Below are 23,591 nucleotides of genomic sequence, written 5' to 3' on the forward strand. Positions count from 1 at the left end.
GTGTGCCTTCAGCGGGTGGGGCGCACACGAGATGCCGCCTGACTCGGCACGTCAAGTGGCGCTCGCGCTCCTCGCGAGGAGGCGCCATGATGCGACCCGCGCCGCTCGAGCGAGCGCGAGGAGCGCCGCGCGCGGCGGCGCTGGCGAGGGCGGCGGCACCGGCGCCGCCGTTGCGCGCGCAGCGCTCGGGGTGTATCCGTCGTTGGAGGACTTGAATCGATGATGAGACGCCGAGACTTTCTTCGCGCGACGCTGGTGACCGCTGGTTCGGTGGTCGTGCCGACTGCATGCTCCGATGATGGGGACGCCATCGGCACATGCGACGTGCACGAGGATGAGGGGTTCTTCCCGCAGTCGGTGGCCTCCGGCGATCCGCGGCACGATAGCGTCGTGCTGTGGACCCGGCTCATCGATAGCAAGCAGCCGCAGTCGGATCTCAACCTGGCGCTCGTGGTCGCGCTCGACGAGGGGTTCACGCAGCTCGTGGTGCTCACACCGAGCTCCGACAACGTGGCCACGGTCGGGTCGGGCAGCACGCAGCTCCGCGTGACCGCCCGGGCGGACTTCGATCACTGCGTCAAGGTCAAGGTGAGCGGCCTGAGCCCCGGCACCACGTACTACTACCGCTTCTACTACATGACAGGAGAAGGCTGCGTCAGCTCGCGCGTCGGGCGGACGCGGACGGCGCCCGCGCAGGACGCGGATGTGCCGGTGCGCTTCGCCTTCGTGTCCGGCCAGGACTACATCGGTCGCTACTACAACGCTTATGTGGCCCTGGCGAAAGAGGAGCTCGACTTCGTCGTCCACCTCGGGGGCTACATCCACGAGACGACCGGGAACCCGAGCCTCCAGGCCCCCCCGGGGCAGCGCGGTATCTCCTTCTCCGACGTGGACGGCGCCATCGCCTTCCAGCCGGTGGAGGGCGCGGCCTACCACGCCGCCAAGTCGCTTAGCAATTACCGGGAGCTCTACAAGACGTACCGGTCCGACCGGGCGCTGCAGCGGGTACACGAGCTCTTTCCCATGATCGCAGTCTGGGGCGATCACGAGTTCTCCGACGATGGCCACGGCGCGACGGCGGCCTATCTGGACGGCCGACAGCCGGAGACGGACGACTACCGGCGCAAGGCGGCGAACCAGGCCTGGTTCGAGTACATGCCGGCCGAATACCCGAATGATCCGAAGGGCGACGACTTCCGTTACGACAGAGCGGTCGCGTACCCGGACGATATCACCATCTACCGGGACTTCCCGTTCGGGAAGCACGTCCACCTCGTGATGACGGATCTCCGCTCTTACCGCGCGGATCACCTGATCCCGGAGGACGCCTTCCCGGGGAAGGTCATCGCGCGGAAGGTGGACATCGAGGCCGAGTTCGACGCGGCAGAGCTCGAGGCGTTGGCCCCCTACAGGAGCCACTACATCGAGGACATCGACGCGTTGCAGAAATACAAGGACGCGCTGGAGATCGCCGCTCCCCTGTTCGGCTTTGACCCGCGCCTCGGGTTCGCTCACAACGAGTCGCCGCGCCCCATCAGCGCCAGCGTCGTCAACGAGATCGTCGCGAAGCTGAACGAGCAGAGGCCCGAGACCGACCCTGTGCCCCTCTTCAGCGCAACCGAGATGAGCTTCATGGACGTCGGGTTCGCCTACGTCGATCTCGGAAAGACGGACTATTACAGCGCGTTCGGATCGCGTTACTTAGTCGTCAAGGAATCCTTCGACCCGATCTCGAGGATCGCTCTCAAGCCCGACGAGGCGCGCGGGGTCGTCATGGGAGAAGCGCAGAGAGCCTGGTTCCAGAAGACGATGGAGGAGTCCCGGAGCACCTGGAAGGTATGGGGGAACGAATACCCCCTTTCACAGCTCGTCCTCGCCCACACAACGCAACCCGCGGAGCCCGAGCAGGAGCTCACCCGGCACTTCTACCTGAGCTGTGACGGCTGGGACGGCTTCCGCAAGGAACGGGACGAGCTCATCAAGATGCTCACCACGATCGAGGGCAACGTGGTGTCGATCACCGGCGATCTCGGCGCCTTCCTCGCGGGGACGGCCGCCGTGGAGGGCGCCACGGCCAAGGTCGTGGAGTTCGGCGGCGCCGCGATCTCGTCGGCCACGTGCCGCTCGGTGCTGACGAAGCGGCTGGCGAGCCATCCGACGCTGAAAGGCGTCCTGGAGGAGGAGGCGTTCGACATCGACGACAGCATGCAGAAGGCCAATCCGTACCTCGCCTTCAGCAACGCCACGAGCAACGGGTTCTGTATCGTCGAGGCGAATGCCGACGAGTTCGTCGTGAGCATGCACATGATCCCCGAAGACGCGCTCGCCGCCCCCCTGTACGACGAGACCGGCGGGGCGGCGCTCGACGAACAGATCACGATCGCGCGGTACAAGACGAGGGTGGCCGAGTCCGAGCTGTACGTGGACGACGAGGGCACCTGGAAGCAGTGGATCCCGCGCACCCCAAGCTAGGACGCAGGATCGATCGACCGAGCTGGGCGGCCAGCGCTGCCGACCAGCTCGGCCGTCGGCACACGGCGCTGGGCGCGAGCGACGGCTGGCGCTAGCGCGCCAGCATCACCACGGTGCCGTCGCGACAGGCGATCGCCATCCGCTCCTCGCCGGCAGGGATGACGGCGACCGGCGCGGAGCAGACGCGCTCGGCCGCGATGGAGACATTGCCGTCCGCCTCGACGACGCCCGCGCGTCCGCCCGCGCGCACGAAGCCGACGCGGCCGGTGCGATCGATCACCACCGGTGGGCTCGGCTTCGCGTCCACCGGGCCGAAGAAGCCGGAGAGCCCGGCGTCGGCGGGTGGGGACCCCGGAGGCCTGTCGATCGCGACCCGGAACGCCAGGTCGCCCGACGCGTTGACCCCGAGGAGCAGGCCGGTCGTGGACAGGACCACGGCCAAGCCCCCGGCGCCGATGGCGGGCGGCCCGTCGAGCGCGCTGAAGGCCGCGCCGGCGCGGACCCCGGCCGTCCCTGTCGGCAGATCCAGCGCGACCAGGCGGCGGGCGTCGACGACCGCGAGCAGCGTGCGGGCGTCGGCGAGGGCCGCGCCGCGGCGAGGCACGCCGCCGAGGGAACCGAGCCGCCTCGGCGCGCCGGGCGGACGCCAGGTCAGCACCGCGCCCGACTCGGTGGTCACGAGCGTGCCTTCAGGGCCCGCGAGCAAGGCGCCCGTCGCGCGATCCGCGATCTCGGCGCGGGCGCGCACGGTCCCGTCCGCGGCGAGCTCGACAAGGGAGCGCCCCAGGGCCGCCACGAGCCCGCCGTCGTCGAGCGCGAGGGGCGTCACGTCGGCGTCGCGCCCCCGGAGGCCGAGGGGGACGGCGAAGCGCACGCTCCCCGCAGGCGTGAGCCCGACGGCGACGCCGGACGAGGTGATCAGCGCGAGGGTGCCGTCGCTCGTGAGCACGGCGGGCGCGAGCGGCGCGCTGTCGCCGATGCGCACGCGCCAGCGCTCCCGGCCGTCCGCGCCGAGCTTGACGACCTCGGGGACCGTCAGCGTGAGGAGGAGATCGCCCGCGGCGTCCACGAGCGGCGCGGCGTCGATCCCGCCGCGGAGCTGCTTTCGCCACGCCTCGCGCGCCGGGAAGGGCAGCCGCGCGGCGGAGCGGCCCGTGCGGCGCGCGTCGAGCCGCTCGCTCGGGGCGAAGCCGCGGGGCGCGCCGACCACGATCGTGTGCGGCCGGCTCGTGTCGACGGCGTCGGCGAAGGCGAGCGGCGCCGCGGCGGAGAGCAGGAGCGCGGCCGCGGCGAGGCCCGCCGTCCGGGCGCGACGCGGCCTTCGCGGGCTGGGCGGCGTGGTGCGCGCGGCGCTCATCGGCCGCCCTTCACGGTGAACTCGACCTGCACCTCGGGGATCTCGGCGCCGCCCGGCGCGACGAACGGCGGCGCGACGCTGCCGTAGGCGGTGAGGATGTCCCCGCGCTGGGCGGGGTTGTCGGCGCCATGGACGAGGCGGACCTTGCACGCCTCCGGAGAGCGCGGCGCGGCGCCCGCGCTCGCGGCGCCCTCCTTGCAGCCGGACGCGGGCGGGATCGAGAGCAGGATCAGCGTCGCGTATCCCTGCCGGCGCACCTCGAGGACCTCGCCGGTCAGCGCGATCGGCTTGCCGATGGGGTCCTTCCCGCCGGCGGCGAGCTCGGCGTACCCGATCGGGCCGCGGCCGGCGAACTCCTTCGCGGCGGTGTCGAGCCGGTCGACGCGGCGCACCGCGAGCTTCGCGATGCGCGGCGCCATCCCCTGCATCTTCGCGCGCACCTCGAACTGGGTCGCGCCCACGGACGAGACGTTCATCACGTGCGCGAAGGTGCCGTCGGGGCGGACCGCGATCGGGTGCGCGCCGGCGAAGATCTGCGCGCCGCGGGCCGTGCGCCCGGCGAGCACGAAGCTCTCCTTGTCGATGACCACGCTCGGGCCGGGCGACTCGATGGTGAGCGGGACGATGCCGACCGCGACGCTCACCATGCCCTCCTCGCGCGGGCCGTCGGGCGGCGTGACGGTGTACGGCACCTGCCGGGTGAGCGTCTTCGTCTCGTCCGAGGGCCCCGCGACCGCGTCGGTGACGTCGATCGACTCGATGGCCCGGCCGCTCGTGAGCGCGACCTCCTTGCCGTCGAGGAGCACCTGCGTGCCCTTGCTCGCCTCGACAACGACCTGGATCGAGGGCCGCTCCCCTTGCAGCGTGCCGAGGTCGGGCCGGATCCGGTAGGCGACGTGGATGGAGACGCCGACCGTCTCGTCGCGTCCGCTGCCGGGGCGGTCGATGGCGACCTTCATCCGGTTTTCGCCGACGGAGAGCGGACTCGCGAGCGGGATCTGCGCGACGCGGCCGGCGGTGGTCGCGCGTCCCTCGCCGATGGAGACCGCGGTGCCGTCAGGACAGCTGTCGCACCGGAGCTCGATGACCTCGCGGCCCCCGGCGTCGGCGCGGGCGCGCGCAGTCACCGGGGGCGCGCTCGGCCAGAGGAGCGCGAACAGGACCGCGCCGAGCGCGAGCACGCCGCCAGCGACGACGACGGCGACGGCCCGGCGCGACGTGCGCGGGCGCCTCTCGACCTTCGGCGGCGGGAGCCGCTGCTTCAGGCGATGGGGGCGCATGAGCGCCGGGTTCTGCAGCGGAGGGGCGCGGAAGCGCGCCGGCGCGATCGTGGCGCCGAGCTCGCCGGCCGGCTGGTAGCGCGCGTCGAGCTCGGGATTGGGCTCGGGGTCGGCCGGGGCGCCGGGCGCGAGCGGCGCGATGCCCGGCCGGGCGACGCCGACCAGCGTCCGCGACACGGCGGGCAGCGGCACCGGAGCGCGCGGCGCCCCGAGGCCCGGGCCGATCGGCACGGTGTGGTCGAGGCGCAGCTCGCCCGGCGCCGCGTGGAGCGGTGAGGCCGGCGCTGCATGGAGCGGCGCGGCCGGCGCTGCGTGCGCATCGAGGCGCGCTCCCGGGGCCACGGCTGCCGGGGTCCCTACGACGAGCGTGCCCCCGGCCAGGCGCGGATCGGCCTGCGCTTGCGCCGGTGCCGCCCCGAAGATCGCGGCGGGCATGCCGACGATGGTGCGCGAGGCGGCGGCCGGCCCGCCGGCCATGGGCGGCAGCGCGGCCTGGCCGGGGCCCGCGCCGCCCGGCACGGCGGGGGCGGACGGCGTCTGTCGGAGCAGGTCGGGGAGCGTGACGCCGACCATGGTGCGGGCCGCGGGCTTCATGCCGTAGTAGCCGGCCGCTCCGCCCGGCGGCGCGAGCGCGGCGCCGCAGTGCGGGCACGCGATCGAGCCCTCGGGTCCGGGTCTCCCGCAGTGCGGGCAATGCATGGCGCCATGGTAGCGAGGAACCGCGGCGCGGTCAGGCTCCGGGCGCTGCGGCCGGCGCGCGGCGCCTCCCCGGCGGCCGGAAATGCCGGCAAAACGTGCGAGAGGCGCGCGAGGACGCCCCCCGCGGCGCCGGAGCGGGCGCACAGCGCAACAGTTGGCCCTGGCGTGGCAGGTAGGCTAACGCGGGACGTATGCTCGCGAAGCGCATCATCCCGTGCCTCGACGTCAAGGACGGCCGCGTCGTGAAGGGCGTCCGCTTTGTGGGGCTGCGGGACGCCGGTGATCCGGTCGAGGCCGCCCGCCGTTACGACGCCGAGGGCGCGGACGAGATCACGTTCCTCGACATCACCGCGTCGCACGAGAAGCGCGGCATCATCCTCGACGTCGTGGCGCGCACGGCGGAGGTGTTGTTCACGCCGCTGACGGTCGGAGGCGGCGTCAAATCCGAGCAGGACATCAAGGCGCTCCTCGACGCGGGTGCGGACAAGGTCGCGATCAACACGGCCGCCGTCAACGATCCGGACCTCGTGCGGCGCGCCGCGGACCGCTGGGGTGCACAGGCGATCGTCGTGGCGATCGACGCGCGCCGGATCGCGGATCCCTCGCGCGTGGCCTGGACGGTGGTGACCCACGGCGGCCGCCGGGACACGGGGCGCGACGCGGTCGCGTGGGCCGAGGAGATCGCGCGGGCGGGCGCGGGCGAGCTGCTCGTCACGAGCATGGACCGCGACGGCACGCGGGACGGCTACGACCTCCTGCTGACCGCCGCCATCGCGCGGGCCGTGCCGGTCCCGGTGATCGCCTCGGGCGGCGTCGGGACGCTGGATCACCTGCGCGCCGGCCTCGTCGAGGGCGGCGCCGACGCCGCGCTCGCCGCGTCGATCTTCCACGACGCCGAGTACACGATCGGCGAAGCGAAGGCGTACCTCGAGGCGGCGGGGGTGCCGGTCAGGCCGGCGCGCGCGGGCGGGCCGGGCGACGCGGCGGGCCGGGGGCGCTCGTGAGCGCTTGCGTCACCCTGGAGGAGGTCGTCGCGGCGGCGCACGCGCGGAGCGCCTCGCTGGTGCCGGAGACCTCGGGTTACCTCGCGCTCGCCGTCAGCGACGCGACGTCGCGCCTCCCCCTCAGGCTCGACGATCGCGCGGTGCTGCTCACGACCGAGGGCACCGTCACGGTGCGCACGCGCGGCGAGGCGGTGGCGCCGGCCGAGGCGGCGCGGCTGCTGCGCGACCTGCTCGCCCGGCTCCTCGCCGTGTCCGCCGGCAGCATGCCCAACCTCACGGCGACGGCGCGCCCGCGCCCCGCGCACGAGCAGGACCCGGAAGCGGTCGCGCGGGAGCTCGAGGCCGCGCTGATCCCGGTGAACCGCAACGCCGCCCGGCGGGCGCTGGCGCGGCTCGCCCGTGAGACGCTGCGCGCCAAGGAGGCCGGCCGGCTGAGGCGCCCGCGCCCGGAGGTCCAGGCGAAGCCTGCGGCGCCGGAAGCGGACGAGATGCGGCCGCCGCCGCAAGCGGAGCACGCGCGGCGCGATGCGACCGCCGCTGCCCCGCGCAGCGACGCGCCTGCTGCCCCGCGCAGCGACGCGCCTGCTGCCCCGCGCAGCGACTCCCCCGCTGTCCCGCTCCCGAATCCCATCGTGGAGCTCACGCTCAGCCCCGGCCCGGTCGCACCTGCGGTCGTGGAGCTCACGCTCAGCCCCGGGCTCGTCGCGTGTGCCATCGCCGGGGTGGCGCACCCGGCGCCTGCGAGCGCAGGCGATGCTGCCGGGGCGGTAGCTGTCGAGCCGTGTCCCGAGAACCCATCGGCGCCTGCGCACGCCAGCGAGCAGGTCGAGGTGCTGCCAGAGCCCACCCCGACCGTCGTGCAGGCGGTGGTTGAGCTCCATGAGGCCGCAGCGCCGGCCGAGATCCCGGCCATCCCGGAGCTCATCGAGCCTGCTCGGACGATCGCGCCGGTGGCGCCGCTCGCGCGCGCGGCGGCGGAGATCGCTCCTGAAGAAGCGTGGCCCATGCCCGCGCCATCGCTCGTCGTCTGCGGCCCCTCTGCCGGCAGCGAAGCGCTCACGAGCCCCGAGGGGATCGAGGTGCTCCTCGTCGACTTTTCCCCGGCTCCTCCCGGCGTCGCGCTGTCTTCCCGGGAGCCGACACCGACCCAGTCGATCCTCGTCGAGTTCTCCCCGGATCCCGCCGCCGTCGCGCCGCTCTCGCAGGAGCCGACGCCGACCGTGGCCACGGCCGTCTGGGAGGAGAGAGAGGCGGCCGACGGGGCCGAGCTCTCCCCCGTGGCAGACGCACCTGCCAGCGTGACCGAGGTCCCGGAGTCCATCGAGACGTCGCGCGCGCCTGCCATCCATTTCGTGGCGGCGGACGCGGCGCTCCAGGTCACACCGGCCTATGGCGCCTGGCCGCTCGTCCGTCGGGCGGACCTCGCCGTGTCCGCGGTTCCTCGATCGGCCGTCGCGCCGTTCGACGAGACGCCAGCGGCGCGTCACACGCTGCCCTGGCCCCTTCCGGCGCAGCGCAACGACGACGCTCCGGTTGCGCCGCTCCCAACGGCTCCGGCCGCGCCGATCGAGGCCTTGCTCGCGGCGGCGGCCGACGGTCCGGAAACCGCGCATGCCGGCACGCCCCCCGCGGACGCAGCTCCCGAGGAACTGCCCGCTGAAGCAGCAGCTCCCGAGGAACCGCGCGCCGCTCTGGCTCCCGAGCTGCCGCCCGCGGACATAGCTCCCGAGCTGCCGCCTGCTGTTCTCGCTCCCGAGGAACTGCCCGTGGACGCAGCAGCTCCCGAGCTGCCGCTCGCTGCTCTCGCTCCCGAGGAACTGCCCGCTGACGCAGCTCCCGAGCTGCCGCCTGCTGTTCTCGCTCCCGAGGAACTGCCCGCAGACGCAGCAGCTCCCGAGCTGCCGCCCGCCGATCTCGCTCCCGAGGAACCGCCCGCGGACGCGGCTCCCGAGCTGCCGCCCGCTGACCTCGCGCCCGCGGATGCAGCATCAGCGCAGCCTCCCGCCGACGCAGAGCCGGAAGAGACGCCGCGCCCGGCGGAGCTCGGTCCCATCGATGCGATCGTGTGGAACGCCTCGCGGCGATCCCGGAGCGCGCGCCCTCCCGCGGACGGCGTCGGTGCAGGCGCTTCCCGGGTCGACGAGCTCGTCGCGCGCTTCGTCGCGCAGTCCGAGCACAGCGCGCAGCGCCGCGCGGCGCGCAGCATGAAGGCGCTCGCTGGCCTTGACCTCACCCGCACGCCGCCGCCGGTCGCTGCTGTCTACGACACCTCCGCGCGCGCCATCCCCGGCGCGCGCCCGCCGCTCGCCGGGGCGCTGCGCCCCGTTGCATCCGAGCTCCCCACGCCCGGATCCGCTCCGGTCACCCCGATGGACGACGGCAGGAGGCCGCCTGTGCCGCTGGTGGCCCCGCGCCGGCGAGGTCTGTCCTTGTGGCTTGCGCTCCTCGCGCTCGCCCTGCTCTGCGCCGGGCTCGCTGGAACGCTGCGGCCGGAGGTCTTCGCCTCGCTGACGGAGCCGCTCGCACGGGGAGCGCTCCAGATCGTCCCGCGCGCCGAGGCGAGGGCGCCCTCCCCTCACGATTGACGTTGCCCCGGGGGAGCGACGACACTCGTCGCCATGCAAGAGCAGAGCATGGCGATCGTGAAGTCGCTCGTGAGCGTGGCGTGGGCGGACGGCGAGTTCCACGAGGCCGAACGCGAGATGGTGGAGGGGCTGATCGCGGCGTTCGAGGCGAACGAGGACCAGGCGAAGGAGATCCGCGCCTACGCCTCCCAGCGAAGGACCCTGGACGACGTGCCGCTCGGCGAGCTCGGCGGCGACGACCGCCGCGCGCTGCTGCAGCACGCCGTGCTGCTCACGTTCGTCGACGGCGAGCAGCATGACGCGGAGAAGCAGTACATCGCCGCGCTGAGCAAGAAGCTCGAGCTTGCCGAGCCGGAGTCCGCGGAGATCATCCAGGCGGCCGAGGCCCGCGCCCGCCGCCTCCTGACCTTGCTCTGACGCAGCCTGCGCGGCGCCCGACCGCCGCTGGCCCGGCCGCCACCGGGACTCCCGCTGCGACCGCTGCCGGCCGCCCTCGCCGGCCGACCGGCCGCGATCCTCCGTGCGCCGCAAGGAAACCGACCCTCCAGGCGAAGTCGCTCGGCCGCTGCGCGCCGCGCGGTCATGGATCGCCGAGCAGGCTGCCCGCGCGCGAGGTGCCCCAGACAGCGTCGCGCGGCGCAATGCGGGCATCGTCAAAGGCGCGTCACACGCCGCGCCTCCCCCACCTACCGCACCATCTCCACACATTCACCCCCAGGCGGCATTTCCAGCAAGGAAAGGCCTTGGCGGGATAGCGACAGCAGAATCTCTTGACAGCGTGGACGTCATGCAAGACGATATCCAACAAAGATAACGACTTTCATTTTCATGTTCATAAAGGGATTGCCGACCATGCCTGTGAAGAGAACCTGGTTGTCCGCGCAGCGGACCGTGCTCGCGACGTTCGGACTTTCCTGGTGCGTGCTGCTCGGCGGAGTGGCCGCGTGCGGAGACGACTCCGGCGACTCGGCGAACTCCGGGGGCGGCGGCGCTGGCGGCGCTCCCTCGACGAGCAGCAGCGGCGGCGGCGGCGCCGGCGAGGGCGGCGGCACCGGCGGCGGCACCGGCGGCGGCGACACAGGCGGCGGCGGCGCCGGCGAGGGCGGCGGTACCGGCGGCGGCGACACAGGCGGCGGCGGCGCCGGCGAGGGCGGCGGCACCGGCGGCAGCGACACAGGCGGCGGCGGCGCCGGTGAGGGCGGCGGCACCGGCGGCAGCGACACAGGCGGCGGCGGCGCCGGCGAGGGCGGCGGCACCGGCGGCGGCGACACAGGCGAGGAGCCTTGGTCGACCGGATTCGCAGGGGTCGTGGCGCTCGACGAAGCCACGGACGACCGCTTCTGGGCCGTCGCGTTCGACGCCGAGTCCAGAGCTTACGCTGCCGGGCACGTGGCCGTGGCGGGCGACACGTACATGGCGGTGGCGCGCTTCAAGACCGATGGCTCGTTCGACACGACCTTCGGCGCGAACGGGGTCGCGAGGGTCAACGTGGTCGCAGGCAAGACCACGGAGACCGCGCGCGGCATCGTCCTGCAGTCGGACGGGAAGATCGTGCTCGCCGGCCAGGTCGAGCACGACCCGAGCGCCACGCCGTCGGACGCGGATCTCGCGGTCGTGCGGTTCAACGCCGACGGCACGCTGGATACGACCTTCGGCACCGAGGGCATCGCCATCCACGATCTCGGCGCCGGCGAGGGCAACACGGGCGATCTGCTCTGGGGCGTCGACCGCGACGCGAGCGATCGGCTGGTCCTCTTCGCCAGCAGGAAGGCGGCGGCTCGCGCCGATCGGGATCGCGCGATCGTGCGGCTCACCGCGAACGGCGCCCTGGACACCACGTTCGCGACGGAGGGCGTCCACACGCTCGACGTCGACGGGCTGAACCTGGGCGACAACCCGCGCAACGGGTTCGTGCAGGCCGACGGCAAGATCTTCTCTTCCGGCTACACGAGCGTGGGCGGCAGGAACCAGATCGTGCTGCTGCGGCTCAACGCGGACGGCACCCCCGACACGACCTTCTCGTCGGACGGCGTCGTGAGGCTCGCGCCGTTCCCGCTCGGCATGGCCGAGGCCTACGGCGCGGCCCGCCAGTCGGACGGCAAGTACGTGACCACCGGCTACGGGCGCTCCGAGGAGAGCGGGGCCGTGGATCTCGTGTCCTTCCGCGTCACGGCCACGGGCGGATTCGACCCCTCCTGGGGCGTGGGCGGCGGCGTCCTGCTCGACGTGGCCGGCGACAACGACCGCGGGCGCAACCTCCTCGCCCTGCCCGACGATCGCGTCGTGATGGTCGGGAGCGCCACCCCCACGACGGGCAACGTCGACGGGATGATCGCCCTGTTCGACAAGAACGGCGCCCTGGACACGCGCTTCGATCCGAACGGATACCGGCGCTACAGCTTCGATCGCCCCGATGACTCGCTCTTCGGCGTCGCGCTGTCGCCGAACGGCGCGTGGCTCGCGGCCGCCGGGTACCGGTCCGACAGCGACGGTCCCGAGGACGACGACGCGACGCTGGTCCTGCTGCCGGTCCCGGCGCAGAGGGACTGACGCTCACACGACCGACGCGCGCCGGGAGGCGCCCCCCGCCGCGCCGTGCTGACAGGCGGGGGAGCGCTCCCTCCGTGTTGACGGGCAGGGTACGACGGATGATTCTCGCGCGAAACGAGCTCGGGGCCGCCGCGACGCCGGCGGGGCCCGGGCGAGCGCCCGTATCTCGGAGAGGCTGCATGAACAGCGTGAGGCCGACAATGAACCGCGCCCGGAGCGAGAGGGCGGGCCGCCGCCTCTCGACAGCGCTCCTGCTGTCGCTCGTCGGCGTCGCCGCGGCCGCCGGGTGCCGCAAGCCGCCCCCGGACGAGGTGGTCTATACGGGCCAGGGCGCGGGGCCCGGCGTCGCGCAGCCGCCGGGCAGCGGCGGGTCTGCGCCCGTGCCTTCGACCGGGAGCGGCGCAACGAGCACCACGGCGGCCTCCTCCACGATCGCCACGACCGCTGGCGCGGGGGGCGCCGGGAGCGCCAGCGGCGCGGGGGGCGCGGGGGGCGGCGAGCCGGTCCCCGGCGACGTGTGCCCCCCGGTCCCCGTCGCGGAAGGCCCCTTCAGCAAGGCCAAGCTGATCACCGCAGCGGCGGACTGCGCGCTGAACCGCGCCTGCGAGTTCGAGGCGCAGGCGCGCGCGCTGCACGGGAGCGCCGCGGCCCTCGCCCGCGGCCCGGGCGAGCCGAGCGCCGCCGCCGCGCGCGGCGCCTGGCTCGCCGCCATGGCGGTCTGGCAGGAGGTGGAGCTCTTCCGCTTCGGCCCCGCGGCGAGCTCCACGCAGCCCGGAGGACAGGACCTCCGGGATCAGATCTACTCCTGGCCCCTCGTGAGCCGGTGCAAGATCGAGGAGCAGATCGTGAGCCGCGCCTATGCGCAGCCGAGCTTCTCCTCGTCGCTCATCAACGGGCGCGGCCTCGCGGCGCTCGAGTACCTCGCCTTCTACGGCGGCGGCGACAACGCCTGCTCGCAGTACTCGCCGATCAACGCGAACCGCACCTGGGCGGCGCTCGCCGCGGGAGAGCTCGCGCAGCGCAAGGCCGATTACGCGGCGGCGGCGGCGGCGGACGTGCTCGCCCAGGCGGGCGCGCTCGCGCGCGCATGGGCGCCCGAGGCGGGGAGCTTCCGGGAAAAGCTCACCCAGGCCGGCCAGGGGAGCCCCGTCTTCGCGACCGAGCAGGACGCGCTCAACGCGGTGAGCGACGCGATGTTTTATGTCGAGAAGGAGCTGAAGGACTGGAAGCTCGGGCGCCCGCTCGGCTTCACCGAGGACTGCGTCACGCCCACCTGCCCGGAGGCGCTCGAGTCCCGCTTCGCCCTGGCCTCGGCGGCGCACATCCGGGCCAACCTGCGCGGCTTCCGGCGCCTGTTCCAGGGCTGCGGCGAGGGCGGCGAGGGCGTCGGGTTCGACGACTGGCTGCGCGCGGTCGACTCCGCCGATCTCGCCGATCGCATGCTGGCGGCGCTGTCGGGAGCCCAGTCGGCAGTCGACGCGCTCGACCAGCCGCTGGAGCAGGCGCTCTCGACCGACCGGGCGAAGGTCGAGTCGGTCTACACCGCCGTGAAGGCCCTGACGGACCTGCTCAAGACGGAGTTCGTCGGCGCGCTGAACCTCGAGCTGCCCCAGTCGTCGGAAGGTGACAACGACTGAGCCCCCTGGCCGCGCGGGCCCCCTGGGGCTCGCGGCGGCGTGGTCGCGCGCGGCCGCGGCGCTGCATCGAGCGCTGTTTCGCCCGATCGACATCGCCTGGCTCGCGGCGTTCCGCGCCCTGTTCGGGCTCACGATGTGCGTGAGCATGGCGCGCTTCATCGCGTATGGGTGGATCGACGAGTTCTTCGTCAAGCCGGGCTTTCACTTCAAGTACTGGGGCCTCGCGTGGGTCGAGCCGCTCTCGCCGGCCGGGATGCACGCCCTGTTCTGGGCGCTCGCGGCGCTCGCCCTGGCGCTCGCCCTCGGCTTCCTGTTCCGCGTCACGGCGCCCCTGTTCGTCGTCGGCTTCACCTACCTGCAGGTCATCGACGTCACGACGTACCTCAACCACTACTACCTCGCGAGCCTGCTAGGCCTCCTGCTCGCGGCGTCGCCGGCGCACCGCGCCTGGTCCATCGACGCGCTGCTCTCGCGGCGCAGCGAGCGCTCCGTCTCCGCTGCGTGGCTCTACCTGCTGCGCTTCCAGGTCGGCGTCGTGTACACGTTCGCGGGGCTCGCCAAGGCCCACGCCGACTGGCTCCTGCACGCGCAGCCGCTCCGCATCTGGCTCGGCTCGCGCACGGACATGCCGGTCCTCGGCCCGCTCTTCACGCACCCGTGGGCCGCGCCGCTCATGAGCTGGGCGGGCTTCCTGTTCGACACCAGCATCGTCTGGCTGCTCCTCTGCCGGAGGCTCCGCCCCTTCGCGTACGCCGCGGTGATCCTGTTCCACGTCGTCACGCGCGCGCTGTTTCCGATCGGGATGTTCCCGGTGATCATGGTCCTCTCCGCGCTCGTGTTCTTCCCCCCGGAGTGGCCCCGGCGGGTCCTCTCCCGGCTCCGAGCGCGCGCGCTCCCCGCCCGCGGCGGCGCCGGCGCGCCGCACGCGCCGCAAGCGCCTACAGACGAACCTGCCCTCCCCCCGGCTGCGCCGCCCTCGCGATCGCTGCGCGCCCTCGGGCTCGCGCTGGGCGCCGCGTACTGCGCTGTTCAGCTCGCGATGCCGCTCCGTTTCCTGGCGTACGACGGCAACGTGCGCTGGCACGAGCAGGGGATGCGCTTCTCCTGGCGCGTGATGGTGCGCGAGAAGAACGGGAGCGTCACCTTCATCGTCCGCAGCAGGCAGACCGGCCGGACATGGCATGTGAGCCCGCGGGAGTACCTGACGCGCCTGCAGGAGCGCGAGATGGCGGGCCAGCCCGATCTCATCCTGCAGCTCTCCCATCACATCCGCGAGGACTTCGAGCGCCGCGGCCGCGGGCCGGTGGAGGTGCGCGCCGACGCCCTCGTCTCGCTCAACGGCCGCCGCATCGCGCGCCTCATCGATCCCGGCGTCGATCTCGCCGTGGTCAGCGACGGCCTGGGCCCGGCGCCCTACATCCTTCCAGCTCCAGAGGGTCCTCCCCCCCACATCCGCCCCCTCTGATCGACGCGCGCGTCCCCGTCGGGCTCCACGCGCGATTCCACGTCAGAACGACGCCTTGGCCCCGATCTGGATCCAGCGCGGCGCGTTCGGCCGCGCGCCGAAGGGCCGGCGCGACACGATGTACTGGGAGCCGAGGAGGTTCCGCGCGTTCGCGTAGAGCACGAGCGGCCCGACGACACGCACCTTGGCGCTCGCGTCGAAGAGGAGCTGCTCGTCGGTGGCGAGCGCCCGGGACATGGGCTCGCTGCCGGCCTTCTCCCGCATGGCCGATACGTAGGTGGCGCCCACGACGACGCCGGCGCGCTCGTGCTCGACCCCGACCGAGAGGCTCGCCTGGTGCCGCGGGACATAGGGCATCTCGTCTCCCTTCACGACGCGGCCGAAGATGGGGTCGTCCGAGGCGAAGCTCGAGAGGAACTCGGTCCGGGTGAGCGTGTAGGCCGCGTTGATCGGCAGCTTGAGCTGGCCGAGCGGGACCTCGTGCTCCGCATACGCCTCGATTCCGTAGATCCGGGCCTCGCCCGCGTCGTACTGGCGATCGAGATCCGCGTCGAGACAGCCGCTGGAGAGCGTGCAGACATCCGTGATGTTCGAGTAATCGTTGAAGTAGCCGATGATCTCCGCGCGCAGCGGCCCGTCGGCGAAGCGAGCGCCGCCCTCGTAGTTCACGCTGAGCTCGGGCTCGACGTGCTCGTCGCTCCCCGGGGCCGGGGGGCTGAATCCTCGGTAGGCCCCGGCCAGGAGGCCGAGCGCCTCGGTGAGCGCAAGGTAGGCGCCGGCGCCGGGCAGGAGCGCCTGCGCGAGCCGCGTTTGCTCGCTCCCGGCCGCGCGATCCACGAGGGCGGAGCGCATGAGCTCGATCCGGACGCCGGGCGTCACCGTGAGCGCTCTCCAGGTGATCGCGTCGCTCGCGTGGAGCGCGACCGCCTCGGTCCATGCCTCGTTGAACTGGGTCACGACGGTCGGTCCGCCGTCCGGCACGAGCGCGCCGCCGAGCACGAGGAACCCGTTCTCGCTGTGGCGGCGCTCGACCCGATCGTGGTGCAGGCGCAGGCCGTACTCGACGCGGTGCGAGATGGGCCCCGTGGCGACGTTCCAGCGGACGCGGGTCTCGACGCCTTGCGCGACGAAGTCGCGCTCGTTGGGGCCGATGAGCAGCGCCTCGCCCGGGGTCGAGCTGTCGAGCTGCCCGGTCAGCACGGCGTAGTACACAGCGTTCTGCGGCGTGTCCGGGGCGGCGAGCACGTCGAACAGGTTGGCCCCGCGGAAGCCGTTCACCTTGCGCCACACGCGCGAGAAGTCGTTCCGGTACACGGTCGTCGTCACCGACAGGTCGCGCGACGGCTCGAGCACGTGGGTCACGGCGACCGCGGTGCGGTGGTTGCGCATGCGGTCGAGCGCGGTCACCCCGTAACGGCGGAGCGGGTTCTCCTCGAAGTCCCCGTCCGTGATGCCGAGGTACGTCTCGTTGGAGAGCTCTTCCGAGTAGGTGAGCTTGAGGCGGAGCTCGTTCTTGATGCGGGCGGCCGGGTCGACGAGGTAACTGCCCTTGACCATCACCTCGTTGCGGTAAAACCCTGTGTCCGCCCCGCTCGGGAGCTCCTTGAAGCCGTCGCTCCGCAGGTGCACGCCCTCGACGAGGAAGTCCATCTGCCCGTCGCTCGTCCCGAGATAGGCGTGCGCCTTGCCGTAGCCGTACTGGCCCAGCGCGAGATCGAGCGCGCCCGACGCGAGCGACGGGGCGGAGCGGGTGACGAGATCCACGGTGCCACCCACGGTCTGGGGGCCATAGGCGATGGCCCCTGGCCCCTTGATCACGCGCACGTTCGACATGCGGGTGATGAGCGGGAAGTAATAAGCGGCTGGCGCGGAGTACGGCGCAGGAGAGATGGGGACGCCATCCTCCATGAGCGTCACCTTCTTGCTGCGATCAGGGTTGACGCCGCGAACACCGATGTTCGGCCGCAGGCCCAGCCCGTCTTCACCCCTCACGTACACGCCGGGAACGCTGACCAGCACGGCGTGGGGATCGTCGTGCTCGAAGCGCTCGAGCTGGCGGCTCTTGATCACATGAGCCGAGCCTGCGGTCCGCGTCACGCGCGTGCCCGCGACCGTCACCTCCACCGGCGCATCGCCGGCTGGCGCTGCCTGCGCCGGTGCAGCGCCTTCATGGTTCACCGCCGGCGCGCCGCCGGAGGGTGCCGACGGCGCACCGCCGGGAGCAGCCGCCGGCGCTGGCGCAGCAGCATCCTGGTCCCCCGCCGGCGCATCGCCGGGAGGTGCCGCCGGCGCATCGCCGGGAGGCGCTGCCGGCGCCGGTGCAGGTGCGTCCCGGTCCGCCGCCGGCGCTCCCGTGCCCGGAGGCGCTCCAGGCATCGCTGGATCCCCCGGGGCCTCCGCGCTCGGTTCAGGAGACTGCGCATGAGCGACCCCGGCCACGGTGATCAGAAGCACGGGAACAGCGAGCCCGAGACGGGCCCGGAAGGGACGGGTCTGCGTTGACATGTAATATATATTACTAATCCACCGAATCGCACCGCTTCGCGAGCTCGGTGGGCTCACGGCGTGTCGAACTCGCGGTCATCAGGGGACTACTACAAATGAAAGTCAACATCGAGTAGCCCTTGAACAGCGCAGGCCGACGTGCGCTCACGCGAGACGGCAGCGCAGACGACAGGGAGCGTGCACCGCCGTCCGCGCGGCCACAGAAGGTCTCCGCCGGTCCGAGAGAGGCCGCCTCGTTCTCAGGCGCAGGAGCGCGTTCGGAATGGAGGAGGACGGGCGTCTCGTCGACGACACGCCTCCGATGGGCTGCCCGTCAGGGCCGAGGCTTCCACGCGATGTTGCCGCGCCGTCGCAACCACGTCGCCCCTTCAGCGCATCTTCCCGCCCCTCGGACCGCCCCGGAGCGTTCGTCGTCGAGGAGTGCTCATGAATTACGACATCGGCATGATCTGCCCAGCTTGCGGCTGCGTCACCATCTTCCAGGCCGGCACCACCACCCCGCGGCGATGCGCGCGCTGCCACGACATGGACGCGGAACCTCCGCTCCCGCCGCCAGCGTACGAGCGGCCGACATTCCCCGGCGGGCGCAGCCGGAGGCCCGAGGCCGCGCAGCTCGACTGGATGGAATGATCAGACCGGCGCGCCGAGCTGCCGAAGGAGCTCCCGCACCACCCCGCAAGCGCAGTGCTCCCGGTAGGCGCGCGTCGAGCGCACGTCGTCGATGGGCGAGATGTCCTGCGCGACCGCCGCGTCGATCTCCGCCGCGGTGAGCTCGGCGAGCGGACGGGACATGCAGAGCGCGCGCACGCTCGGCAGGAGCGCCGTCGTCGGCGCGACCGACGCCATCCCCAGCCCGAGCCGCGCGGCGCGCCCGGATCGCACCTCGGCCACACCCGCGAGCGCGACCTTCGAGATCGCCTGCGCCCGTCGCGCGCCGATCTTCCGCCAGTACCAGGGCGACCCGGGCGCCGGCAACGCGATCTCCACGGCGACGATCACCTCGTCCGGCGCGCGCGACGTGCGCTTGTAGCCCGTCTGCAGGGCGCTCATCGGGATGCGCCGCTCCCCGCGGACGCTCTGCACCACGACGGTCGCGTCGTAGGCGGCGAGCGCGGCGACGCCGTCGGCGGCCGGCGACGCCGTGGCCAGGTTGCCGCCGAGCGTGCCGCGCGCCTGGATCTGCACCGCGCCCACGTCGCGGCTCATCCGCGCGAGGAGCGGCGCCCGCGCGGCGATCGCGTCGCTCCGGAGCATCTCCAGGTACGTCGTCGCGGCGCCGACCCGGAGCGTGTCGCCGGAGAGCGAGACGCCTCGCAGCTCCGAGAGCCGGGACACGTCGACGACGAGCGGCGCCGCAGGGCTCCCGACCGCGACCTGGAGCGGAGGCCTGAGCTCCTGCTCGACGACCCAGTCGGTGCCGCCGGCCAGGAGCGTGACCGGCGCGCCGAGCGCGGCCCGCTCCGCCACGATCTCGCACAGCGGACCGAGCCCGGCGACGCGCCGCATCTCGAACAGGCGCAGATCGGCGAGGCTCACGGCGCCGCCCCTCCCCCGCCGCGGCGCAGCGCGGCGGCTGCGCGGACGCTCTCGACGATCCGCTGGTACCCGGTGCAGCGGCACAGGTTGCCAGCGAGCGCCTCGCGCACCTCGAGCTCCGACGGATCCGGCCTCCGCGCGAGCAGCGCCTCCGCCGAGAGCAGCATGCCCGGCGTGCAGATCCCGCACTGCGCGCCCCCCTCCTCGACGAAGCAGCGCTGCAGCGGCGACAGGTGTCCGGCGCAGGCGAGGCCCTCGACCGTCGTCACGTGCCGCCCCTCGCACTGCCCGATCGCGACGAGGCATGCGTTCACGGGGTCGCCGTCGAGCAGCACCGTGCACGCGCCGCACTCGCCCTCCGCGCACCCCTCCTTCGTGCCTGTGAGCCCGAGCGGCCCCCGGAGCGCGTCGAGCAGCCGCGAGAGCGGCGGCAGATCGACCTCGCGCGGCGAGCCGTTGACGACGAGCGATACCTTCATAGACGCTCCCCTCTCCCCGCCCAAGGTCCCCGCGCCGCCTCGAGCAGGCGCTCCGGCGTGAGCGGCAGCGCGCACGCGGCGATCCCCGTCGCGTGCTCGACCGCCGCGGCCACGGCGGGCGCGCCGCCATCCATCGGCATCTCGCCGATGCCCTTGGCCCCGCCGCCTGGACCGAACGGGAACGGCTCCTCGACAAGCACGACATGGAACGGCGGCGCGTCGAGCGACGTCGGGATGATGTAGTTGGTCATCCGCGGGTTCTTGATCTTGCCGCCCTGCCAGACGATCTCCTCGGAGAGCGCCCAGCCGATCGCCTGGAGGCTACCGCCCTCGATCTGCCCCTTGCACATCACCGGGTGGATCGCCTTGCCCACGTCGGTGGCCGACCAGAAGTCGACGACCGTCACCTCGAAGGTGTCGAGGTCCACCTCGACCTCGGCCACGTCGCACGCCCAGCCGAAGCACGGGTACGCGTCTCCCTTGTACGCCTCGTCGTCCCAGCGCACGTAGCCCGGCGGCTCGTACTGCTTGAGCGACGTCACCTGGCCCTCGCGCGCCAGCAGCCGATCGGCCGCCTCCTCGAAGCTCAGCGCCGCCGGCGCCGACGCCTGCTCCGCGCGCACGCGGCTCGCCAGCTCCCGCGCTGCGGCCTCGACGATCGAGCCGACCACCATCACCGTACGCGACGCCACCGTGGGGCCCGAGTCGGGCACCGTCGTCGTGCACGGCACCGCGAACTCGACCCGATCGAGCGGCAGCCCCGCCGCGCCCGCGGCGATCTGTCGGAACACCGTCTCCGTCCCCTGGCCGATGTCCGTCGACGCCGTGCGGATGCGGAGCCGCCCGCCGGGCGCGAGATCCAGCGCGACCTTTCCCTTGTAGTAGCGCTCCCCCGACCCGGTGAAGCCCGCGCCGTGCATGAACACAGAGAGCCCGATCCCGCGCGCCACGCGCCCGCGGACGACCGGCCCGGCCGCGCGCTTCTGCCGGTAACCGCTCGCCGCGATCGCCCGCGTGATGCACTCCTCGCCCGCGACGCTGACGCGGAGCACCTGCCCCGTCGCTGTCGAGTCGCCGGGGCGAAGCACGTTCTTCGCCTTCAGATCGAGCGGATCGCAGCCGAGCTCCCGCGCGACGCGGTCGAGGTGCCGCTCGATCGCCCAGATCGTCTGCGGCGCGCCGAAGCCGCGGAAGGCGCCGTTCGGCGGCGTGTTCGTGGCCACGGCGGTCGCCTCGATCCACACGTCGTCCCAGCGGTAGGCGCCCGCGGCGTGGAGGGCGCCGCGCGACAGGACCACCTGCGTCAGCGTCGCGTACGCGCCGCCGTCCATGAGGATCCGGATCTTCAGCGCGCGCAGCGCGCCGTCGCGATCGCTGCCGCTCGTGATCTCGCAGGACGCCGGGTGGCGCTTCGTCGTCGCCTCGATGTCCTCCGTCCGGTCGTAGATCATGCGCACCGGGCGGCCGCTCTTCTTCGCGAGCAGCGCCGCGTGGAGCGCGATGATCGACGGGTACTCCTCCTTGCCCCCGAAGCCGCCCCCCGTCACCGACTGGGTGATGTGGATCCGATCGGGAGGGAGCCCGAACGCCTTCAGGAACGCCTTGTGGACGTAGAACGGGCACTGGATCGAGCCCGTCGCGTGCGCGCCGGCCTCGTCCCACCAGGCGATGACCCCCTGCGGCTCGATGTAGAGCTGCTCCTGGTGGTGCGAGGCGTACGTCCCGGTGACGACCACCTCGCAGCGCGCGAGCGCCGCGTCGATCGCGGCCTCGCTCGCCTCGCCGCGCTCCCGCGCGGCGTCGGCGCGCCCGTTCGTGATGAGGTACCGCTTGATGACGTTGTCCGTGCCCCAGATGATCTCCCCGCCGCCCTGCGCGGCGCGCGCGTCGAGCACCGGCGGCAGCGGATCGATGTCGAGCGCGACGGCCTGGACCGCCCGCGCGAGCTTCAGCCGGTCGGCGCAGCCGAGCAGGACGATCGGCTCGTAGGCGTGGTTCACCTTTCCGGTCGCGAGGATCGGCTGATCGTCCAGGATCAGCGCGACCACGTTGACCGGGACATCCTCGGCGAGCACGACGGTGACGTCGCTCCAGTCGAACGCGGGGTCGAGCCGCACTCCCCGCAAAATCCCGCGAGGCACGGGGCTCCGCACGGTGCGCCCGAAGATCTCCCCCGGCATCGCCGGGATGTCGTCGACGTAGCGCGACGCCCCCGTGACCTTGGGAGGGCCGTCCGTACGGGGCACGCTGCTCCCCACGGTGCTCGCTGACGCTGGAGGGCTCGTCGCCATTCGTATGCTCCTCCTCACCGACGATAGCCCGGTCCCCGGGGACGCGTCGACCCGAGCGCGCCGCGGCGTGACCCGCGCAGGGGGACGATCGCCGGCCGCCTTCAGGCGAGAAAGCGCGGCGGGCCCCCGAGCACGCGGAGCACGTCGACCGGCACATTCAGGTCGTGCAGCACCCCTGGATCGTCCACCTCCTCGTCGACGCACCTGTCGCCGAGCGCCCTCAGGTGATCCCGGAGCGGCGGTGGATCGGCCTCCAGGTAGCGCTGGAGCGCCTCGGTGCGCAGCACCACCGGGTGCCCGCCTCGGCCGAGGTGCCGCGGCCGCACCGCGAGCGGCGGCGTCGCCAGGGAGGCGCCCGCCTCGAGACGGGCGAGCAGCCGCGCCACCGTCGCGGCGCGCGCGGGCGGCACGTCGACCGGCGTCACGATGACGGCGTCGGCGTCGCCGATGCGCGGCGCGGCAACGGCCAGCGAGCCCGCCGGCCCGAGGTCGTCCGGCGCGGACCACGAGACCAGGTCGATGCCCGGCTGCACATGGGCCAGCAGCGCGTGAAAGACGGAGCTGCGCACCACCACGAGCACCCGCGCGCTCTCGGCCGAGAGGCGAGCCTCCGCGTGCGCGATCGCCAGCGGCCGCTCGGCCCCGCCCTTCGTCGATGACGGCCAGGCCAGGAGCGCCTTCGGCCCCCCGAGCCGCTTGCCCGCACCCGCGGCGAGCACGATCGTGGTCACTCGATTCATCCAGCCTGCTCCTCTCCGGCGGACGTCGTGCCGGCCGATGACCATCGAGCGCGCTGCCGCCCCGCGCGCCACGCGACGAGCTCCGCGGCCAGGGCGACGCCGATCTCGGCCGGCGTGCGCGCCCCGATGTCGAGGCCGACCGGCATGCGCACCCGCGCGACGTCGCCCTGCGGCACCCCCTTCGCCTCGAGCCGCGCGCGCGTTCGCGCGGCCTTCGCGCGGCTCCCGACGCCGCCCACGTACCCGAAGCCGCGCGCGAGCGCCCACGAGAGCGCCTCCTGATCGAGGGCGTGGTCGTGCGTCATCACGAGCGCCGCCGCCTCGCCGAGCTCCCTCGGCAGGCCCGTCAGCACCTCCGGGTCGTCGTGCTCGGCGAGCACGAGCCGCACCTGCTCCCCGGGCGCCGGCGCGAGATCCCGCGGCGCGTCGTCATACGCCGACGGCGCGCGGACGAGCGGCGCCGCCGCCGGCACGCGGGCGGGGTCGGCGGCGGCGGCGCGCGTATCGCAGAGGGTCACGCGGAAGCCCAGCGACGCGAGGAGCGGCGCGGCGAACGCGCCCACGTGCCCGGCGCCGATCACGAGGACGTGCACAGCGGGCAGCATCGGCTCGATGAGCACCTCGACCGAGCCGCCGCAGCACATGCCCAGCGTCGGGCCGAGGCGGAACGTCTCGAGCTTCGGCGTGCTGGCGAGCTCGTCGAGCGCGCGCCCCATGATGCCGAGCGCCGCCCGCTCGACGGCGCCGCCGCCGATCGTGCCGATCGCGGTGAGATCGTCGAAGAGGCAGAGCTTCTGCCCCGGCGTCGACGGCGCCGAGCCGTGCCGCGCCACCACCGAGGCGAGCACCACCCGCCGCCCCGCCTCGAGCGCGTCCAGGGCCGCCCGAAGCACGTCGTGCGGGAACGCCGTCCTGGGGATGACCTGGCTCAGATCCGGCATGATTGAGACTCTAGCGACCCGGCGACCGAAAACGAGAGCGCCGAGAGCCC

The 23,591-nt window shown here is 73.3% G+C and carries 16 protein-coding genes; 8 read left to right on the forward strand and 8 right to left on the reverse strand.

Going from position 1 to position 23,591, the window contains the following annotated elements; all coding sequences use genetic code 11:
- The first annotated feature begins 219 nt into the window (after positions 1-219).
- On the forward strand, positions 220-2,472 hold the full coding sequence (locus tag WMF46_RS31455; RefSeq protein ID WP_437980584.1) for an alkaline phosphatase D family protein: 2,253 nt from the start codon (positions 220-222) through the stop codon (positions 2,470-2,472).
- Between the two features lie 91 nt (positions 2,473-2,563).
- Here WMF46_RS31455 and WMF46_RS31460 read toward each other — a convergent pair whose 3' ends face one another.
- Both WMF46_RS31460 and WMF46_RS31465 read right to left on the reverse strand, forming a co-directional pair.
- Positions 2,564-3,829 (reverse strand): hypothetical protein, encoded by a 1,266-nt coding sequence (locus WMF46_RS31460; RefSeq protein ID WP_437980585.1) that lies wholly within the window; start codon positions 3,827-3,829, stop codon positions 2,564-2,566.
- Positions 3,826-5,808 carry a hypothetical protein gene (locus WMF46_RS31465; RefSeq protein ID WP_437980586.1) on the reverse strand — a complete coding sequence of 661 codons (1,983 nt, stop codon included), beginning with the start codon at positions 5,806-5,808 and terminating at the stop codon, positions 3,826-3,828. The genes WMF46_RS31460 and WMF46_RS31465 overlap by 4 nt, the downstream gene beginning before the upstream one ends.
- A gap of 191 nt (positions 5,809-5,999) precedes the next feature.
- Between WMF46_RS31465 and hisF the strand changes: the two genes are divergently transcribed.
- The 6 genes from hisF (at position 6,000) to WMF46_RS31495 (ending at position 15,049) form a co-directional block, all read left to right on the forward strand.
- Positions 6,000-6,812 (forward strand): imidazole glycerol phosphate synthase subunit HisF, encoded by an 813-nt coding sequence (gene hisF / locus WMF46_RS31470; RefSeq protein ID WP_437851199.1) that lies wholly within the window; start codon positions 6,000-6,002, stop codon positions 6,810-6,812.
- Positions 6,809-9,397: a hypothetical protein gene (locus WMF46_RS31475; RefSeq protein ID WP_437980587.1), complete on the forward strand. Its 2,589-nt coding sequence runs from the start codon at positions 6,809-6,811 to the stop codon at positions 9,395-9,397. Before hisF ends, WMF46_RS31475 begins: the two co-directional genes overlap by 4 nt.
- A gap of 33 nt (positions 9,398-9,430) precedes the next feature.
- Entirely contained in the window at positions 9,431-9,814 is a 384-nt protein-coding gene (locus tag WMF46_RS31480; protein ID WP_437980588.1) for a TerB family tellurite resistance protein, read from the forward strand.
- A gap of 435 nt (positions 9,815-10,249) precedes the next feature.
- Positions 10,250-11,947: a hypothetical protein gene (locus WMF46_RS31485; protein ID WP_437980589.1), complete on the forward strand. Its 1,698-nt coding sequence runs from the start codon at positions 10,250-10,252 to the stop codon at positions 11,945-11,947.
- 179 nt (positions 11,948-12,126) lie between these two features.
- Entirely contained in the window at positions 12,127-13,584 is a 1,458-nt protein-coding gene (locus tag WMF46_RS31490) for an imelysin family protein (RefSeq protein ID WP_437980590.1), read from the forward strand.
- Positions 13,571-15,049, forward strand: coding sequence for an HTTM domain-containing protein (locus tag WMF46_RS31495; protein ID WP_437980591.1), 1,479 nt, complete (start codon positions 13,571-13,573; stop codon positions 15,047-15,049). Before WMF46_RS31490 ends, WMF46_RS31495 begins: the two co-directional genes overlap by 14 nt.
- Positions 15,050-15,091: 42 nt before the next feature.
- Here WMF46_RS31495 and WMF46_RS31500 read toward each other — a convergent pair whose 3' ends face one another.
- Complete coding sequence (locus WMF46_RS31500) at positions 15,092-17,227, reverse strand: TonB-dependent receptor family protein (RefSeq protein WP_437980592.1); 2,136 nt, start codon at positions 17,225-17,227, stop codon at positions 15,092-15,094.
- Positions 17,228-17,980: 753 nt separating this feature from the next.
- Here WMF46_RS31500 and WMF46_RS31505 point away from each other — a divergent pair.
- On the forward strand, positions 17,981-18,184 hold the full coding sequence (locus tag WMF46_RS31505; RefSeq protein WP_437740285.1) for a hypothetical protein: 204 nt from the start codon (positions 17,981-17,983) through the stop codon (positions 18,182-18,184).
- Here WMF46_RS31505 and WMF46_RS31510 read toward each other — a convergent pair whose 3' ends face one another.
- The 5 genes from WMF46_RS31510 to WMF46_RS31530 form a co-directional block, all read right to left on the reverse strand.
- Positions 18,185-19,090: an FAD binding domain-containing protein gene (locus tag WMF46_RS31510; protein WP_437980593.1), complete on the reverse strand. Its 906-nt coding sequence runs from the start codon at positions 19,088-19,090 to the stop codon at positions 18,185-18,187.
- Positions 19,087-19,569 carry a (2Fe-2S)-binding protein gene (locus tag WMF46_RS31515; protein ID WP_437980594.1) on the reverse strand — a complete coding sequence of 161 codons (483 nt, stop codon included), beginning with the start codon at positions 19,567-19,569 and terminating at the stop codon, positions 19,087-19,089. The genes WMF46_RS31510 and WMF46_RS31515 overlap by 4 nt, the downstream gene beginning before the upstream one ends.
- The gene (locus WMF46_RS31520; protein ID WP_437980595.1) at positions 19,566-21,860 is read right to left on the reverse strand and encodes a xanthine dehydrogenase family protein molybdopterin-binding subunit; all 2,295 of its coding nucleotides are present in this window, start codon (positions 21,858-21,860) and stop codon (positions 19,566-19,568) included. Before WMF46_RS31520 ends, WMF46_RS31515 begins: the two co-directional genes overlap by 4 nt.
- A 101-nt stretch (positions 21,861-21,961) precedes the next feature.
- Positions 21,962-22,600: a nucleotidyltransferase family protein gene (locus WMF46_RS31525; RefSeq protein ID WP_437980596.1), complete on the reverse strand. Its 639-nt coding sequence runs from the start codon at positions 22,598-22,600 to the stop codon at positions 21,962-21,964.
- Positions 22,597-23,541 (reverse strand): XdhC family protein, encoded by a 945-nt coding sequence (locus WMF46_RS31530; protein ID WP_437980597.1) that lies wholly within the window; start codon positions 23,539-23,541, stop codon positions 22,597-22,599. Before WMF46_RS31530 ends, WMF46_RS31525 begins: the two co-directional genes overlap by 4 nt.
- Positions 23,542-23,591 lie beyond the last annotated feature (50 nt).

The sequence above is a fragment of the Sorangium sp. So ce117 genome (assembly GCF_051524395.1).
GTDB classification, from domain to species: Bacteria; Myxococcota_A; Polyangia; order Polyangiales; family Polyangiaceae; genus Sorangium; species Sorangium cellulosum_B.

Coding starts and splice junctions, on each gene's coding strand:
- WMF46_RS31520 (WP_437980595.1), bottom strand. CDS start 21,860: ATGGCGACGAGCCCTCCAGCGTCAGCGAGCACCGTGGGGAGCAGCGTG.
- WMF46_RS31465 (WP_437980586.1), bottom strand. CDS start 5,808: ATGCATTGCCCGCACTGCGGGAGACCCGGACCCGAGGGCTCGATCGCG.
- WMF46_RS31515 (WP_437980594.1), bottom strand. CDS start 19,569: ATGAAGGTATCGCTCGTCGTCAACGGCTCGCCGCGCGAGGTCGATCTG.
- WMF46_RS31460 (WP_437980585.1), bottom strand. CDS start 3,829: ATGAGCGCCGCGCGCACCACGCCGCCCAGCCCGCGAAGGCCGCGTCGC.
- WMF46_RS31530 (WP_437980597.1), bottom strand. CDS start 23,541: ATGCCGGATCTGAGCCAGGTCATCCCCAGGACGGCGTTCCCGCACGAC.
- WMF46_RS31490 (WP_437980590.1), top strand. CDS start 12,127: ATGAACAGCGTGAGGCCGACAATGAACCGCGCCCGGAGCGAGAGGGCG.
- WMF46_RS31505 (WP_437740285.1), top strand. CDS start 17,981: ATGAATTACGACATCGGCATGATCTGCCCAGCTTGCGGCTGCGTCACC.
- WMF46_RS31480 (WP_437980588.1), top strand. CDS start 9,431: ATGCAAGAGCAGAGCATGGCGATCGTGAAGTCGCTCGTGAGCGTGGCG.
- WMF46_RS31485 (WP_437980589.1), top strand. CDS start 10,250: ATGCCTGTGAAGAGAACCTGGTTGTCCGCGCAGCGGACCGTGCTCGCG.
- WMF46_RS31455 (WP_437980584.1), top strand. CDS start 220: ATGATGAGACGCCGAGACTTTCTTCGCGCGACGCTGGTGACCGCTGGT.
- WMF46_RS31525 (WP_437980596.1), bottom strand. CDS start 22,600: ATGAATCGAGTGACCACGATCGTGCTCGCCGCGGGTGCGGGCAAGCGG.
- hisF (WP_437851199.1), top strand. CDS start 6,000: ATGCTCGCGAAGCGCATCATCCCGTGCCTCGACGTCAAGGACGGCCGC.